Annotated in this window: 14 protein-coding genes; 8 read left to right on the top strand and 6 right to left on the bottom strand. The window is 73.7% G+C overall.

The window, feature by feature from the left end; translation table 11 throughout:
• Positions 1–33: 33 nt before the first annotated feature.
• Positions 34–4527, top strand: a complete 4494-nt coding sequence (gene hrpA / locus ACWGKI_RS07375) for an ATP-dependent RNA helicase HrpA (protein ID WP_452185898.1) — start codon at positions 34–36, stop codon at positions 4525–4527.
• On the opposite strand, the gene ACWGKI_RS07370 is transcribed toward hrpA, so the two are convergent.
• Together ACWGKI_RS07370 and ACWGKI_RS07365 are read right to left on the bottom strand one after the other, a co-directional pair.
• Positions 4508–4942, bottom strand: a complete 435-nt coding sequence (locus ACWGKI_RS07370) for a DUF4267 domain-containing protein (protein WP_452185896.1) — start codon at positions 4940–4942, stop codon at positions 4508–4510. The two genes, hrpA and ACWGKI_RS07370, sit on opposite strands and share 20 nt — an antisense overlap.
• Complete coding sequence (locus ACWGKI_RS07365) at positions 4942–5415, bottom strand: cupin domain-containing protein (protein WP_452185894.1); 474 nt, start codon at positions 5413–5415, stop codon at positions 4942–4944. The genes ACWGKI_RS07370 and ACWGKI_RS07365 overlap by 1 nt, the downstream gene beginning before the upstream one ends.
• Positions 5416–5499: 84 nt before the next feature.
• On the opposite strand from ACWGKI_RS07365, the gene ACWGKI_RS07360 reads away from it, so the two are divergent.
• Complete coding sequence (locus tag ACWGKI_RS07360) at positions 5500–5997, top strand: MarR family winged helix-turn-helix transcriptional regulator (protein WP_452185892.1); 498 nt, start codon at positions 5500–5502, stop codon at positions 5995–5997.
• A 29-nt stretch (positions 5998–6026) separates the two neighbouring features.
• Here the strand turns inward: ACWGKI_RS07360 and ACWGKI_RS07355 are convergent, their stop codons facing one another.
• A complete protein-coding gene (locus tag ACWGKI_RS07355; protein WP_452185890.1) occupies positions 6027–6899 on the bottom strand; it encodes an endo alpha-1,4 polygalactosaminidase in 873 nt (290 codons plus the stop codon).
• A gap of 51 nt (positions 6900–6950) precedes the next feature.
• Here ACWGKI_RS07355 and ACWGKI_RS07350 point away from each other — a divergent pair, with 51 nt between their 5' ends.
• Positions 6951–7883, top strand: coding sequence for an aminoglycoside phosphotransferase family protein (locus ACWGKI_RS07350; RefSeq protein WP_452185888.1), 933 nt, complete (start codon positions 6951–6953; stop codon positions 7881–7883).
• A gap of 22 nt (positions 7884–7905) precedes the next feature.
• Here the strand turns inward: ACWGKI_RS07350 and ACWGKI_RS07345 are convergent, their stop codons facing one another.
• A complete protein-coding gene (locus ACWGKI_RS07345) occupies positions 7906–8826 on the bottom strand; it encodes a hypothetical protein (protein ID WP_452185886.1) in 921 nt (306 codons plus the stop codon).
• 144 nt (positions 8827–8970) lie between these two features.
• On the opposite strand from ACWGKI_RS07345, the gene ACWGKI_RS07340 reads away from it, so the two are divergent.
• The 4 genes from ACWGKI_RS07340 to ACWGKI_RS07325 all read left to right on the top strand — a co-directional run bounded on the left by ACWGKI_RS07340 (position 8971) and on the right by ACWGKI_RS07325 (position 11347).
• Positions 8971–9219 (top strand): PspC domain-containing protein, encoded by a 249-nt coding sequence (locus ACWGKI_RS07340; RefSeq protein WP_452185884.1) that lies wholly within the window; start codon positions 8971–8973, stop codon positions 9217–9219.
• A gap of 40 nt (positions 9220–9259) precedes the next feature.
• The gene (locus tag ACWGKI_RS07335) at positions 9260–9784 is read left to right on the top strand and encodes an O-acetyl-ADP-ribose deacetylase (protein ID WP_380243532.1); all 525 of its coding nucleotides are present in this window, start codon (positions 9260–9262) and stop codon (positions 9782–9784) included.
• Positions 9785–9888: 104 nt separating this feature from the next.
• The gene (locus ACWGKI_RS07330) at positions 9889–10209 is read left to right on the top strand and encodes a hypothetical protein (protein ID WP_380243531.1); all 321 of its coding nucleotides are present in this window, start codon (positions 9889–9891) and stop codon (positions 10207–10209) included.
• A 64-nt stretch (positions 10210–10273) separates the two neighbouring features.
• The gene (locus tag ACWGKI_RS07325; protein ID WP_452185881.1) at positions 10274–11347 is read left to right on the top strand and encodes an HAD family hydrolase; all 1074 of its coding nucleotides are present in this window, start codon (positions 10274–10276) and stop codon (positions 11345–11347) included.
• A 15-nt stretch (positions 11348–11362) separates the two neighbouring features.
• Here ACWGKI_RS07325 and ACWGKI_RS07320 read toward each other — a convergent pair whose 3' ends face one another.
• Entirely contained in the window at positions 11363–12859 is a 1497-nt protein-coding gene (locus ACWGKI_RS07320; protein WP_380243529.1) for an APC family permease, read from the bottom strand.
• Between the two features lie 191 nt (positions 12860–13050).
• Between ACWGKI_RS07320 and ACWGKI_RS07315 the strand changes: the two genes are divergently transcribed.
• Entirely contained in the window at positions 13051–14262 is a 1212-nt protein-coding gene (locus ACWGKI_RS07315; RefSeq protein ID WP_452185879.1) for a beta-ketoacyl-[acyl-carrier-protein] synthase family protein, read from the top strand.
• Between the two features lie 171 nt (positions 14263–14433).
• On the opposite strand, the gene ACWGKI_RS07310 is transcribed toward ACWGKI_RS07315, so the two are convergent.
• Positions 14434–15042, bottom strand: coding sequence for a GDSL-type esterase/lipase family protein (locus tag ACWGKI_RS07310; RefSeq protein ID WP_452185877.1), 609 nt, complete (start codon positions 15040–15042; stop codon positions 14434–14436).
• Positions 15043–15181 lie beyond the last annotated feature (139 nt).

Raw genomic sequence — 15181 nt, 5'->3', positions numbered from 1 at the left:
ATCACCTTGCGGTCCTTGAGAGAATGGGACGTCGTGAGCACCGAGCCCAGCCCCGCACCGCAGTCGTCGTCGGACGACGGCGGTGCGCGTCGTCCCCGTCGACGGGGCCGCGGCCGCGGCCAGGGGCGCGGGAACGCCTCGGCGAACGGGCAGGGCGGGCGCCGCCAGGGCCCGCGCCGGGTGAGCCGGGAGGCGCTGGAGAAGGCCGCCGCGCTGCGCGCCGCCGTCGAGGTGCCGCCCATCGTCTATCCCGAGCAGCTGCCGGTCTCGGCGCGCCGGGACGACATCGCCGCCGCGATCCGCGACCACCAGGTCGTCGTCGTCGCGGGCGAGACGGGCTCCGGCAAGACGACGCAGCTGCCGAAGATCCTGCTGGAGCTGGGCCGCGGCCGGAAGGGCCAGATCGGGCACACGCAGCCGCGGCGGATCGCAGCGCGGAGCGTCGCCGAGCGGGTCGCGGAGGAGCTCGGCACCGAGCTGGGCGGCGTCGTCGGCTACCAGGTGCGGTTCACGGACACGTCGTCGTCCGACACGCTCGTGAAGGTCATGACCGACGGCATCCTGCTGGCGCAGATCCAGCGGGACCCGGACCTGCTCGCCTACGACACGATCGTCATCGACGAGGCGCACGAGCGGTCGCTCAACATCGACTTCCTGCTCGGCTACCTGTCGCGGCTGCTGCCGCGGCGGCCGGACCTCAAGCTGGTCATCACGTCCGCGACGATCGACTCCGAGCGGTTCGCGGCGCACTTCTCGCCGTCGCACCTCGCCGAGATCGGCGGCGCGCCCGAGGCCGTGGTCGACGTCCTGCCCGACGCCGCGCCCGTCGTCGAGGTCACGGGCCGCACCTACCCGGTCGAGATCCGCTGGCGCCCGCTCTCCCCCGACACGGACCCGGACGCCCCCGCCAAGAAGAAGGGCGAGGAGAAGGACCTGGTCACGGGCATCGTCGAGGCCTGCGACGAGCTGATGCGCGAGGGGCCCGGCGACATCCTCGTGTTCCTGTCCGGCGAGCGGGAGATCCACGACGCCGAGGACGCGCTCGAGGGGCACCTCAAGGACCGGGTGCGCGACGCGAAGCGCCCCGACCACGTCGAGATCCTGCCCCTGTACTCGCGGCTGTCGGCGGCGGAGCAGCACCGCGTCTTCCAGTCGCACCCGGGACGGCGGATCGTGCTGTCGACGAACGTCGCGGAGACGTCCCTGACGGTGCCGGGCATCCACTACGTCGTCGACCCGGGCACGGCGCGCATCTCGCGCTACTCCAAGGCGACGAAGGTGCAGCGGCTGCCGATCGAGCCGATCAGCCAGGCGTCCGCGAACCAGCGCTCCGGGCGGTCCGGGCGTGTGGCGGACGGCGTCGCGATCCGGCTCTACTCCGAGGACGACTTCCTCGGCCGGCCGGAGTTCACGGAGCCAGAGATCCTGCGCACGTCGCTCGCCTCCGTGCTGCTGCAGATGATCTCGGTCGGCGTCGTCTCCACGCCCGACGACGTGGCGCGGTTCCCGTTCGTCGAGCCGCCGGACACGCGGGCCGTGCGCGACGGCGTGCAGCTGCTCGCCGAGCTGGGCGCGCTCGAGACGAGCGACGGCGCGACGCGGCTCACCGAGGTGGGCCGCACGCTCGCCCAGCTCCCGATGGACCCGCGCCTGGCGCGCATGATCATCGAGGGCGCCCGGCGCGGCGTCGCGCGCGAGGTCGCGATCATCGCGGCCCTGCTGTCGATCCAGGACCCGCGCGAGCGCCCGGCGGAGTCCCGCGCGCAGGCCGACCAGCTGCACGCCCGCTTCACGGACGCGAGGTCGGACTTCCTCACCGCCCTGAACCTGTGGGAGTACGTGCGCGGCCAGCAGCACGAGCTGGGGTCGTCCGCGTTCCGGCGCCTGTGCAAGGCCGAGTACCTCAACTTCCTGCGCATCCGCGAGTGGCAGGACGTCGTCGCGCAGCTGCGCGAGATGTCCAAGCCGCTCGGCATCGACATGCGCTATACCCCCACCCGCCCCGCGCTCGACACGCCGTCCGACCCGTCTTCGGGCGTGCTCGGATCCGGGGCGGACGCCGACCTGAAGCACGTCTGGGACGACGACACCATCCACCGGTCGCTGCTCGCCGGGCTGCTGTCGCAGATCGGCATGCAGGACACCGGCGAGATCAAGGCGTCGTCGGTGGCGCACCTGCGCGGCGAGGCCCGTGCCCGCGCGCTGCGGCAGGCCGCCAAGCGCGCGCGCAACGAGTACGTCGGGGCCCGCGGTGCCCGGTTCGCGATCTTCCCCGGCTCCCCGCTGAGCAAGAAGCCGCCGGAGTGGATCATGGCCGGCGAGCTCGTCGAGACGTCCCGGTTGTGGGCGCGCGACGTCGCCCGCATCCAGCCCGAGTGGGCCGAGGAGCTCGCCGGGCCGCTCGCCAAGCACACGTACTCCGACCCGCACTGGTCCACCAAGCAGGGCGCGGCCATGGCCACGGAGAAGGTGCTGCTGTACGGCGTGCCGATCGTCGCGGACCGCCCCGTGCTCTTCGCCAAGGTGGACCCGGAGGCCGCACGCGAGATGTTCGTGCGGCACGCCCTCGTCGAGGGGCAGTGGACCACGCACCACCGGTTCTTCGCCGAGAACCGCCGCCTCCTCGCGGAGGCGGAGGAGCTCGAGGCGCGCTCCCGGCAGCGGGGGCTCGTGGCCTCGGAGGACGACCTGTTCGCGTTCTACGACGAGCGCGTGCCCGACGACGTCGTCAGCGCCGCCCACTTCGACCGGTGGTGGAGGTCGGCGCAGCGCGAGACGCCCGACCTGCTGACGTTCACGCTCGACCAGCTCGTCGACGCCGACGCCGTCGACACGTCCGAGTTCCCCGAGACCTGGACGCAGGGCGAGGTGACGCTGCCGCTGACGTACCAGTTCCAGCCGGGGTCGGCGGCCGACGGCGTCACGGTGCACGTCCCGCTGTCGATCCTCAACCGGGTGGCCCCCGAGGGCTTCGACTGGATGGTGCCCGGCCTGCTCGACGAGCTCTGCGTGGCCACGATCAAGTCCCTGCCGAAGGCGGTGCGCGTGCAGCTCGTGCCCGCGCCCGACGTCGGCCGCGCCGTCGCCGGCTGGTTGCGCGAGCACACCCCGGCGTGGCAGGACATGACGCGTGCCGGCGACATGGCCGAGCCGTTCCACGTCGCGTTCAGCCGCGCCGTGCGGGCCCTGCGCGACGTCGTCATCCCGGACGACGTGTGGGACGCCGAGCGCGTCGAGCGGCTGCCCGCGCACCTGCGCATGACGTTCCGGGTCGAGGACGCCGCGCCCGCGCCGGCGAACGGTGCGGCGAAGGGCAAGGGCCGCGGCAAGGGGAAGGGCCGCCGTCCCGCCCCGGAACCGCTCGACGAGTCCAAGGACCTGCTGTCCCTGCAGAAGCGGCTCGCCGCGCAGGCCGAGGCCGCCGTGCGCGCGGCGGTGAAGGGCGCCGTCGGGCTCGCGCTCGAGGAGGCCCGGCGGACCGCGGGGTCGCCCGCCCCGGCGGCCCCCGTGCCGGGACGTCCCGCACCGCGCACGGCCTCGCCGTCGCCGTCCGCCACGGGGGGCGCGAGCTCTGTCGTGCCGGAGCAGACGGGTCTCGTGACGTGGCCGGAGGGTCTGCCCGACGGGCGCATGCCCGACGCCGTGTCGACCGACCTGGGCGGCGGGGTGGTCGTGAAGGGCTACCCGGCGCTGGTCGAGGAGGAGGACGCGAGGCGCAAGCCGTCCGTCGCGCTGCGCGTCCTCGCCGACGCGTCCGGCCGCGACACCGCGCACGCACGCGGGGTGCGGCGGCTGCTGCTGGCGGAGACGGCGCTGCAGACGGGGCGCGTGACGTCGCGCTGGACGTCGAGGCAGTCCCTGACGCTCGCAGCGGCCACGTACCGGAACACCGACGCCCTGGTGGCCGACCTCCAGCTCGCCGCCGTCATCGCGCTGACCAGCCCGGACGTGGAGAAGGCACCCGGCACGCCCACCGGTGGCCCGGTCGCCGCGCAGGTGCGGGACGCCGCGTCGTACGCCGCCGCGCGGACCTTCGTGCACCGGCACCTGGAGGACGAGGTGCACCGGGTCGTCGGGCACGTCGTCGCCGCGCTGTCGGCGTGGCGCACCGTCGAGGGCGAGGTGCGCGCGTCGTCGTCCCTCGCGCTGCTGAACACGCTCCAGGACATCCGCGACCACGTCGCCGGGCTGGTCCAGGACGGCTTCGTCGCGCAGACACCGCCGCGGCGCGTGCCGCACCTGGTGCGCTACCTGCGCGCGGCGTCGTACCGGCTGGAGAAGGCGCAGACCAACCCGGCGCGCGACGCCGAGCTCGCCTGGCGCGTGCACGACGTCACCGAGGCCTACGACAAGGCTCGCGCCGCCTACGCCGCAGGCCCCGCCGACCCGGACCGGGCGGCGGAGCTCGCCGACGTGCGCTGGCTGATCGAGGAGCTGCGGGTCTCGCTGTTCGCGCAGCAGCTCGGCACCGACGGCGCCGTCAGCGAGAAGCGCATCCGCAAGATCCTCAGCCCTGGCGGCTGGTGACGGCCGGCCGGTCGCCGACGGACGCCCGGCGCGAGGCCGGCGCCTCCGTGAGCAGCAGCGCGCCGGTGACGACGAGGGCGAGCGCCGTCAGGCCGTGGACCGCCAGCGCGGTGACGGTGGAGCCGCCGGTCGAGAGGATGAGGGCGGCGTCGGCGACCGGGACCAGGGCCCAGATGCTGAGCACCCAGCCGAGCGCGCGCCGCTGCCCGGAGAGCAGGAGCGCGAGCGGGACCAGCCCGGACGCGAGGTCACGGGCCCCCTTGGTGGCCAGGAAGGCCGCCGCGTCGCCCTCGGGCCAGACGGCCATGCCGAACGACGGCGCGGTGGCCGCGGGGAAGAAGAGGTAGCTGACGCCGACGTAGCCGATGCCCACGGCGAGCAGGACGGTGAGGCCCGTGGCCAGGTGCCGGCGCATCAGGCCCGGCCCCCGCGGGAGAGCGGGCCGAGCACGCGGACGGCGGCGCGGGTCACCGGCGAGGTGGGCCGCATGACGTCGCGGTACCGGTGCAGCACGCCCGCCAGCCCGACCATGCTCGCCCGGTCCTCGCGGTGCAGGCGGTCCATGTCCGTGAAGAACGCCTCGACGCGGCCGGCCGGGGTGCTGAGCCAGCGCAGGACGGCCGGCTCGTCGCCCGGGTTCCACATGTGGTGCGCCGTGCCGCGCGGGACGACGAACGACTCGCCGGCGGAGTAGTCCTGCTCGTGGTCCGCGAACCCGACGCGGACGGTGCCGGCCAGCACCGTGAACGACTCGGCGTGGTGCGGGTGCACGTGCTTCGGCGGGCGCTCCCCGCGCGGCGCGTAGGTGGCCTCGACCTCGAAGCGGTCGGGGGTGCTCTCCAGCACCCGGATGGACTCGGACCCGTTGAGCGTGAGTGTCGCAGACATTGCTTCTCCTCAAGTTGCTTGTGTGCGAGTTACTTGAGCCGAAGGTAGAGCACAAGTAACTCGTGCGCAAGGTAAACTGGCGAGGTGGACGACAACGACCGCATCGACGCCCTCGTGCAGCAGTGGGCCGACCAGCGCCCCGACATCGACCGGGACACGATGTCCCTGCTCGCGCGGCTGACCCGCGCCGCCGAGCTGGTGAACGACCGGACGGACCGGCTCGCCGGGGACTACGGCGTGAACCGCGGGGACGGCGACGTCCTCTTCGCCCTGCGACGGTCCGGCGAGCCGTTCCGCCTCTCCCCCACCAGCCTCGCGCGCGCCCTGCTCATGACCACCGGGACGATGACGGGGCGCCTCGACCGGCTGGAGAAGCGCGGCCTGATCGTCCGCGTGCCGAGCGCGCACGACCGCCGCAGCCTCGACGTCGAGCTGACCGCAGAAGGCCGCCGCCTCGTGGACGAGGCCGTCACGAAGCACACCGCCGGCCAGCAGGAGGCGACCTCCGCGCTCACCGCCAGGGACCGCGCCGACCTCGAGCGCGTGACACGCAAGCTGATCGCGCACCTCGCCTCCGGCTGAACCTCGCCGCCGGCTGCCGCCCGGGCGGCTCAGCAGGCGTCGTACACGTACCCGTCCTCGCCTGCGGCGACCAGGTCCCGGTCGCGCAGGACCGTGAGCGGCGCGCGGTCGTCCAGGGCGCACACGTCGTCGAACGTCATCCGCGCCGCGTGGAGGGCGTCCGGGTACTCCACCTGCAGCACGTGGTCGCCGTAGACGTCGGTGTACGCGGCGCACTCCGACCACACGGCGCACTCCTCGGTGACGGCGAGGTCGAAGCCGAGGTCGTCGCGCGCGACGCGGGTGATCTCGGCGGCGTTCTTCTGCGCGACGGCGAGCCCGGACCGGTGCGCGAGGTCCACGTAGGCCCGGGCGAGGGCGCGCGCGCCCGCCTCGTCGATCGCGGCGAACCGCGTCCAGGTGTCGAGGTTGTCGATCTCCACGCCGTCGAACCCGGCGTCGGCGCACCCGGTGACGACGGGCCCGAGCACGTCGAGGATCGCCGCGCGCTGCGCCGCGGTCGACGGGTCGAGCACGTGCTCGTCCGGCCAGTCCGGGTCGACGACGAGGGCACCGCCCCCGTCGTGCAGCAGCAGGTCGTCGCGCCCGGCCCAGAGGTCGTCCTCGCCGGGCTGCGTCTGGAAGCCGTTGACGTAGCAGAGGTTGTACGCGCCAGGCAGCGGGTCGGCCGTCGCGTCACGCACGACGACGTCGATCGCCGTCGCGCCCGGCCCGGTGTCCACGGCGTCGTACGCGCCGCCGAGCTGGTAGTCGAGCACGCCGGTCGTGGGCGGCAGCAGCACCGGGGCGGGGGCCGTCGTCGTCGGGGAGGGCTCGGGCGACCGGGACGCCTCGCCGGGGGCGGCGCAGGAGGCTGCCGCGAGCGCCAGCAGGGCCGTGAGCAGGGCGGTCGTGGCACGCACTCCCCGAGTATCACCTGGCCGTGCCGGACGGGGCGCGCCTACGGTCGGGCCATGCCGTTGCACGACGACGAGGTCCCCGTCACTCCCGACGACGTCCGCCGCCTGGTCGCGGCGCAGCACCCCCGCTGGGCGGGGCTGCCGGTGACGCCGGTGCAGGAGTTCGGCACCGACCACCTGCTGTTCCACCTGGGCGACGAGCTCGTGGCGCGGATGCCGAAGACCGCCTGGGCCGGGGAGCACGCGCTGGCCGACGCCCGATGGCTGCCGCGCCTGGCGCCGCACGTGCCGTTGACGGTGCCCGCACCGCTGGCGGTGGGCGACCCGGACGACGACTACCCGTTCCACTGGTCGGTGGTGCCCTGGGTCCCGGGCGCCGCGATCGCGGACCCGCTCGACCCGGGCGCCGCGCCGAACCTCGACCTCGGGCCCGCCGCGACGGACCTCGGCGCGTTCGTCGCGGCGCTGCGCGGCGTCGACCCGTCGGACGGCCCGGTCAAGGACGGCACGGGTCGCGGCGTGCCGCTCGCCCGCCTCGACGCGGACGTCCGGCGCGCCACCGACGAGTGCGGCGACCGCGTCGACCGCGGCGCCGTCCTGCGCGCCTGGGACGCCGCGCTGGAGGCGGCGGCCGACCCGGTGCCGGGCACGTGGTTGCACGGCGACCTCATGCCCGGCAACCTGCTCGCATCAGGCCGCCGCCTCACCGCCGTCATCGACTGGGGCGCCCTCGGCGTCGGCGACCCGGCGGCCGACCTGCCGCCCGCCTGGTGGCTCTTCTCCGGCCGCGACCGCGACGTGTTCCGCGAGGCCGCCGGCGCCGGCCCCGGCGGCGACCTGGACGACGGCGCCTGGGCGCGCGGGCGCGGGTGGGTGCTGGTGCAGGGCGTCATCGCGCTGCCGTACTACTGGGACCGCTGGCCGGAGTTCGCGCGGGCGTCCCAGCGTCGCGTGGCGGCGGCCGTCGCCGCCGACGACGGCCCTTGAGGGGCCGCTTGCGCAGGGCACGTCACCGGGTCTCGGCGGGGAACACCTCCGCGAACGCACCGGTGACCCGCAGCTCGAGCCCGTGGCCGTCGTCGGCAAGACCTCCGACCCGCTCGACGCGACCGTCCGGCGCCCAGTAGTACACGTCGCCGCTCAGCACACCGCCCGGGTGGAACATCTCGGGGTCGTTCACGAAGGTGGCGGTGAAACGGAGCAAGGCGTTGACCGACGCGATGCTCTCCACGCCGTCGAACACCGTGTAGAGGATCGTGTGCCGGTCGGGAACGCTGAACAGGAGGCCTTGGTCCGCGGGCCCGATCTCCGGGAGCAGTGCCCGGAAGTTCCCGGCCCGCGCCGCGACGAAGAGCGACTCTCCCGTGAGGATCCGCACACGGACGCTCAGCGCGGCGTTCTCGTCGACGGGTTCGGCGTCGGTGTTGCGCTGCCCCTGGGCGAACAGCTCCTCCACGGGGACCGGAAGCTTCGCGAGAACCTCCGCGCTGATCGTCGTGACGGTGTGCGGGTAGTCGACGCACAGCGCTGTCACCAGGCCCTCGGCGAACGGCCGTGCGTACGACAGGTCTCCAGGTCTCGGACAGTCCATGTCGGCGCTGGAGAAGAGGCGTGTGCGGATCCGCGTCAGGAGCTCGTCCACCGGGAGGTCCTCCGGTTCCGCCGCCCGCAGCCCGGCGATCACACGGTCGACGTGCTCGCCCACGAGGTCGGCCCAGGCCCGACGCGGCTCGTCCTCGCAAGTCCGCACGATGTTGTACAGCGGGAGCACGGAGCCGTCCGCCGCCCTGAGCACTGCCGTCTCGATGTCGTCGGCGCCCTCGACCACCGTCTCGACGCCCCGCGTGGCCAGTGCCTCCCGGGCGAGACGCGCGACGGCGACCAGCGCAGGCTCGCCCCGCCTCGAGGCCCCTCTCCTGAACAGCGCCATCGCCGTCTCCTCTCGTCGTGCGCACACGGTAGCGAAACCCCGCAGCCAGGCCGTCCCCGAGTCCGGGGATCAGGGTCCTCGCTCAGGGTCGAACGGGGGGAGAACCCGATACCGAGCGCGCGGGGCCGCTCGTACCGTCGAAGCATGACCACACCGACCTCGACCCCGTACGTCCAGCCCGTCCCCGCCCCGAGGCGCAAGATGTTCCGCCCGAAGCACGGCCGCGTGCTCGGTGGCGTGTGCGCCGGCATCGCCGACTACCTCGGCTGGGGCCGCGGCCTCGTCCGCGTCCTCACCGTGGCGTCGGTCCTCATCCCCGGACCGCAGGTGCTCGCGTACCTCTTGCTGTGGATCCTCATGCCCGACGAGGAGAAGGCGCTGCGCGCCGCCTGACCGTGTTCTCGGACCCCGCTCCCGACCCCGAGGAGGAACCGTGCACCTCACCGTGGAACGAGGCGACATCACCGCTGTCGCCGTCGACGCGATCGTGAACGCCGCGAACTCGTCGCTGCTGGGGGGCGGCGGGGTCGACGGCGCCATCCATGCCGCCGCCGGCCCGCGCCTGCTCGACGCCTGCCGCGAGCTGCGCGCCACCACCCTGCCCGACGGGCTGCCGGTCGGCGACGCCGTCGCCACCCTGGGCTTCGACCTGCCCGCACAGTGGGTCGTCCACACCGTCGGCCCTGACCGGCACCGTGGGCAGACGGACCCCGCGCAGCTCATGTCGTGCTTCGCCCGCTCGCTCGACGTCGCGGCGGACGTGGGTGCCCGGACCGTCGCGTTCCCCGCCGTCAGCGCGGGCGTCTACGGCTGGGCCGCGGACGACGTCGCCCAAGCCGCCGCGCACGCCGTCCGGCGCTGGGACGACCTCAATCCCGCGGCCGTCGACCAGGTCCGCTTCGTCCTGTTCAACGACGCCGTCCTCACCGCGTTCGAGGACGCGTTCGCCGCTGCCTGACCTACCATCGCGGTTGTCCACAGGTCGCCGTCCGAGAACTTGTCGAAGCGGAGCCTCGGGGAATCGGTCAACCACAACCGCAGCTGATCTGGGACGATACGGAGATGGACCGCCCTCGGACGACAGCCCCAGCCTGGCATGCCGCGGTCACGCTGGGCGCGGGCTTGGTCGCATCGGCGGGCGCATCGCTGGCACTGGCGGCCGGCTACGCCGCAGACCTCAACACGGGCGACGAGCTCGGCCACCCGTACGACTTCGCCGGGTCGCTGTTCGTCCTGGGCGGCATCGCCTACGTGGCCGCGCTGTTCTGGCGTTGGCGGCTTGGTGAGATCGACGTCGCGCGCTGGATCGTGTGGTCGGTCGTCGCGTCCGTCGCCCTGTTCGTCCTGCTTTCCCTCTCCCTGAACGAGACGATGTCGTACTGACGCCGGCCCCAGCTCGCGTGGAAATCCGAGGCGAGGGCGCAACTGGCTCTGCCAGGATCGGCACGTGCGCCCTTCGGAGACCTTCGTCCGCGTCCAGGCGACCTACTGCGGCCGCCTCGGGGTCGAGGTGGGCATCTTCGTCGCCGTCGACCACTTGCGGCGCGCCGGCCTCCTGACCGCGCGGGAGGAAGCGGACTACCTCGACGTCGACGACTGGTTCACCGAGCACCTCCCGAACCCGGACTTCTACGGCGACGGCAACACGGTCGGCGCGGTGACGTGGTTCCACGCCCCGGTCCCCGAAGACATGCAACAGCGGGTGGACCGGCTGTGCGACATCCTGCGCGCGCACGGCGTCGAGTTCGACGTGGTGCACAGCACCGACCCGGGAACCGTGGTGTATCAGGACGAGTTCCAGGTCGGCGTCGTACCCCGTGTGCGGCGCGAAGCGACACCGCTGCCCGACGGGGTCGTCCTGGCACCCACCACCCCCGGCTCCAAGCGTGCCGTGGCGATGTCCCCGATCCGGCACGTCCTGTTCGACGCTGACGACGTGCTGCAGGTCGTGCCGGGAGGCTGGGAGGCTCTTGCGGCGCCGGTCGTCGGCGACCGAGCCCGCGAGTTCGTGCGCAGGGCGTGGGCGGTCGAGCGCCCGACGCTCGCGGGCGTCGGCGACTTCATCCCGCTGCTGGCGGAGGTGGTCGCGGAGTTCGGGGTCTCCGCCCCGGTGGAGCAGGTGTTCGCCGACATCTGGTGTCGGATCGAGCCTGTGGCCGCGTCGTTCGAAGTCGTCGACGCTTTGCGCCGGAACGGGTACGGCGTGCACCTCGGGACCAACCAGGATGGCCGGCGTGCCGCGCACATGCGCGACGTCCTCGGATACGACGCCGTGTTCGGCACCAGCTGCTACTCGTACGACCTCGGCGTCGCCAAACCTGACCCGGCGTTCTTCACCGAGGCGGCCCGGCGGATCGACGCGGACCCCGCGACGATCCTGTTCGTCGACGACACGCTCGCGAACGTGGAGGGCGCCCGGGCCGCAGGGCTGGTGGCAGAGCGCTGGACCGTCGCTGACGGGACGCCTGTCCTGATCGACCTGTTGGGCGCGCACGGCGTCGACGGCCGGGCGACGATCTGACGCCGCCGGACCGGTTCACCGCTTGGGGAAGCCCGCCTGCGGCTTGTCCTCCTCGAGGTCCCCGACGTCCTCGAAGTGGATCTGCTGGTGCCGCACGGCGCGGTTGTACAGCCAGGTGATGAACGACAGCACGAGGCCGACGGCCAGCAGGCCGCCCGCGATGACGTACTGCTCCTGCTGCTCCGCGCTGCGCGCCCACGGCCCGGCGAGGAACGCGCACGTCACCGCGCCCAGCACCGCGAGCGGCGTCCAGGTGCGGAAGTGCTGGTGCTCCACGGGCTGCTTGCGCAGCACCAGCAGCGCCACGTTCACCACCGCGAACACGGTGAGGAGCAGCAGCGAGGTCGTGCCGCCCAGCAGGCTGATCGCGTCCGCGCCCGCGTCGCTCGCGCTGGCACGCACCACGTAGGTGATGAGGCCGAAGGCGATGAGCGTCGTCACGACGATCGACACCCACGGCGTCTTCCGGGTGCGGTGCACGCGCCCGAAGCTGCGCGGCAGCACGCCCTGGTTCGCCAGCCCGTAGAGCAGCCGCGACGCCATGAGCATGTTGATGAGCGCCGAGTTCGCCACCGCGAACATCCCGATGAACGGGAAGATCGTGTCGAACGGCAGGCCGGGGGCGCCGGCGGCCACCACCTGCGTGAGCGCGGAGGCCTTGGTCTCGTCGGTGAGGTCGCCCACGGGGACGAGCGCCACGGCCGTGATCGCGACCAGCACGTAGATGAGGCCCGTGATCGACAGGCCCGTGATCATCGTGCGGGGGAAGTCCTTCACCGGGTCCCGGCACTCCTCGGCCATGTTCACCGAGTCCTCGAAGCCGACCATCGCGAAGAACGCGAGCGTCGTCGCCGCCGTCACCGCCAGGAAGACGCCCTTGTCGTCCGCGCTCTCGAAGACGACGACGCGCGAGAAGTCGGCGCGCCCCTGGGTCATGCCCCACACACCGACGAAGATCACCAGGAGCAGGCCGGACAGCTCCACGAGCGTCAGCACCACGTTGGCCTTGACGCTCTCCCCCACGCCGCGGAAGTTCACGAGCGCCACCAGGGTCATGAAGCCGAGCGCGATCCACAGCATGCCGGACCCGCCCTTCTCCAGCCCGAGGCCGAAGCCGTCGTTGAGGAACCCGGCGAACGCGTTCGACGCCGTCGACGCCGACGTGATGCCGGAGCACATCACCATGAACGCGATGATGAACGTGACGAAGTGGATGCCGAACGCCTTGTGCGTATAGAGCGCGGCGCCCGCGGCCTGCGGGTACTTGGTCACCAGCTCCAGGTACGAGAACGCGGTGATGGTCGCCACCACGAAGGCGATGAGGAACGGCGCCCACGCCGCGCCGCCCACCTCGCCCGCCACCTGTCCGGTGAGCGCGTAGACGCCGGTGCCGAGGATGTCTCCGACGATGAAGAGCAGCAGGAGCTTGCGCCCCATCACCCGCTTGAGTCCGTGGTCAGGTGCTGCGCCGCTCGCGTCGCCGCTGCCCGCCTCGTCGATCGTCTGGCTCATCGCGACCTCCAAGATCCTCGCTCGGACCGTCCTCGCGGCCCCCGCGCCTCGTCGCGCGGGACAGCCATGGCCCCCATCGAACCCCGCCGTGGCGCGAGCCGCAGGGCGACGCGCGGGCGAGCACGGCAGAGTGTGCCCACGACCAGGTCTCGCACAGCGCCGTGCGAGAGCTGACCGGAGCGACGAGGAGCATGCACGTGCGACGGACGGTGGTCACCGGGCTGGGCGCGGTCACGCCTCTGGGGCGGACGGCGGACGAGACGTGGCGCGGCCTGACGGCGGGCCGGAACGGCGTCGCGCACATCGAGGACGACTGGGCCGCCGACCTGCCCGTCCGCATCGCGGCGCGGGTCGACGACGCGTTCGCGGAGGGTCTCGACGCCCGGGTGCTGCGGCGCACGGACCGTGCCGAGCAGCTCGTGCTCGTCGCCGGGCAGGAGGCCTGGGCAGGTGCGGGTGCGCCCGACGTCGACCCGGACCGGCTCGCCGTCGCCGTCGGCACCGCGAACGGCGGGATCGCGACGACGCTCGAGCAGAGCCGGCTGCTGGCCGACGGCGGTCCGCGGCGCGTCTCGCCCCACGCGGTCACCATGCTGATGTCGAACGGCCCCGCCGCCTGGCTGTCCATCCATCTCGGCGCGCGGGCCGGCGCCCGGGCGCCCGTCAGCGCCTGCGCCGCCGGGTCGGAGGCGATCGCCACCGGGCGGGACCTGATCCGCACCGGGCAGGCCGACGTGGTCGTGTGCGGCGGCGTCGAGGCCGGGGTGCTCCCGTTCTCGCTCGTCGCCTTCGCCCGCACCCGGGCGCTGTCCACCCGCAACGACGAGCCCGAGCGCGCGTCCCGGCCGTTCGACACCGGCCGCGACGGCTTCGTCATGGGCGAGGGCGCCGTCCTGCTCGTGCTCGAGGCCGAGGAGCACGCCCGTGCGCGCGGGGCACCCGTCCTCGGAGCGGTGGACGGCGCCGCGGTCACGTCCGACGCGTACGACATCGTGGGCGGCGACCCGGCCAACCAGGCCCGCACCGTCCGCCTCGCGCTCCGGGACGCCGCGATCGGACCGGGCGACGTCGGGCTGGTGCACGCCCACGCCACGTCCACGCCCGCGGGCGACGTCAACGAGGCCGACGCGCTGCGACTCGCCCTCGGCACGCCGCCGCCCGTCACCGCCACGAAGGCGTCCACCGGCCACCTGCTCGGCGCGTCCGGCGCCCTCGGCGCGCTGGTCGCCCTCCAGGCCCTGCGCCACGGCGTCATACCGCCCACCCTGAACCTCGACGACCCTGACCCCGCCGTCGACCTCGACGTCGTCACCACGCCGCGCCCGACGACGGCCCGGCACGCGCTCGTCGACGCCTTCGGCTTCGGCGGGCACAGCGCCGCGCTCGTCCTGTCGCGAGACTGACGGCGACGTAGCGCTCGGGTCTGTTCCCCGTACGAGAAGAGACCCGAGCGCTACGTCAGTCGTCGACGCGACGGTGACGTCGTAGCCGGCGTCGTCGTGCGCCTCGGTCCGCAACGACACCGTCCAGCTCGGCTGGTACGCCGCGCGCGCCGGCTGGGGCGAGGCGCGAGCCTAGGTGTACCCGGCCGTGAGCCAGGCCAGGAACGGCGGCTCGACGACGGCCGCGAGCGCCGCGTAGCCCGCGGCGTCCGGGTGGAACCCGTCGCCCTCGCCGACCTCGCGCCGCCAGGTCGCGTCGTCCAGCGTGATGCCGAACGTGTCGACGAACGGCAGGCCGCGCCCCGCACACTCCTGGGCGAACGCGTCGGTGAGCCCGCGGAGGCGGACGTTCTGCGCGTCGTCGTCGACGGCAGGCGGCCCGACGACGAGCACCGACGCCGCCCCCGCCACGTCGACGGCGTGGTGCAGCGCCTCGACGGAGGCGGCGAGGGCGAGGCGCACCCGCCCGTCGCGGAGCACCATGTCGTTCACGCCGAAGGCCAGGACCACGCGGTGCTCGTCGCCCCCGGTCAGGCGGGGCCCCAGCTCGGCGCCCAGCCGGTCAGCCACCTGGCGCGACGTGTCGCCGCGCACCCCGAGGTTGTACGTCGTGAGCCGGTGGCCGCCGGCCAGCGCGGCCGCCACCACCCTGCCCACCCAGCCGAGGCCGGACCGGTCGCCCGTACCCGCGACGTAGGAGTCGCCGGCGAAGCAGATCCGCACGTCCGGTGCCGTCGTCATGCCCGGACCGTACCGACGGACGGGCTCTCCGACGTAGCGGTTTCTTCTCGTCCCGGTCGAGGACGAGAAGAAAACGCAACCGCCAGCGGGCGGAGCGTCAAACGGCGGGCGGCGTCTCGCCGCGGGCCCCGGGCGCCGA

It is taken from the genome of Isoptericola sp. NPDC055881 (assembly GCF_053615895.1).
This window is presented reverse-complemented; position numbering and strand designations above follow the sequence as displayed.

Excerpts from the sequence above, each read along its gene's own strand:
- ACWGKI_RS07330 (WP_380243531.1), top strand. The coding sequence starts at position 9,889 with ATGGACCGCCCTCGGACGACAGCCCCAGCCTGGCATGCCGCGGTCACG.
- ACWGKI_RS07315 (WP_452185879.1), top strand. The coding sequence starts at position 13,051 with ATGCACGTGCGACGGACGGTGGTCACCGGGCTGGGCGCGGTCACGCCT.
- ACWGKI_RS07310 (WP_452185877.1), bottom strand. The coding sequence starts at position 15,042 with ATGACGACGGCACCGGACGTGCGGATCTGCTTCGCCGGCGACTCCTAC.
- ACWGKI_RS07365 (WP_452185894.1), bottom strand. The coding sequence starts at position 5,415 with ATGTCTGCGACACTCACGCTCAACGGGTCCGAGTCCATCCGGGTGCTG.
- ACWGKI_RS07370 (WP_452185896.1), bottom strand. The coding sequence starts at position 4,942 with ATGCGCCGGCACCTGGCCACGGGCCTCACCGTCCTGCTCGCCGTGGGC.
- ACWGKI_RS07340 (WP_452185884.1), top strand. The coding sequence starts at position 8,971 with ATGACCACACCGACCTCGACCCCGTACGTCCAGCCCGTCCCCGCCCCG.
- ACWGKI_RS07320 (WP_380243529.1), bottom strand. The coding sequence starts at position 12,859 with ATGAGCCAGACGATCGACGAGGCGGGCAGCGGCGACGCGAGCGGCGCA.
- ACWGKI_RS07350 (WP_452185888.1), top strand. The coding sequence starts at position 6,951 with ATGCCGTTGCACGACGACGAGGTCCCCGTCACTCCCGACGACGTCCGC.
- ACWGKI_RS07345 (WP_452185886.1), bottom strand. The coding sequence starts at position 8,826 with ATGGCGCTGTTCAGGAGAGGGGCCTCGAGGCGGGGCGAGCCTGCGCTG.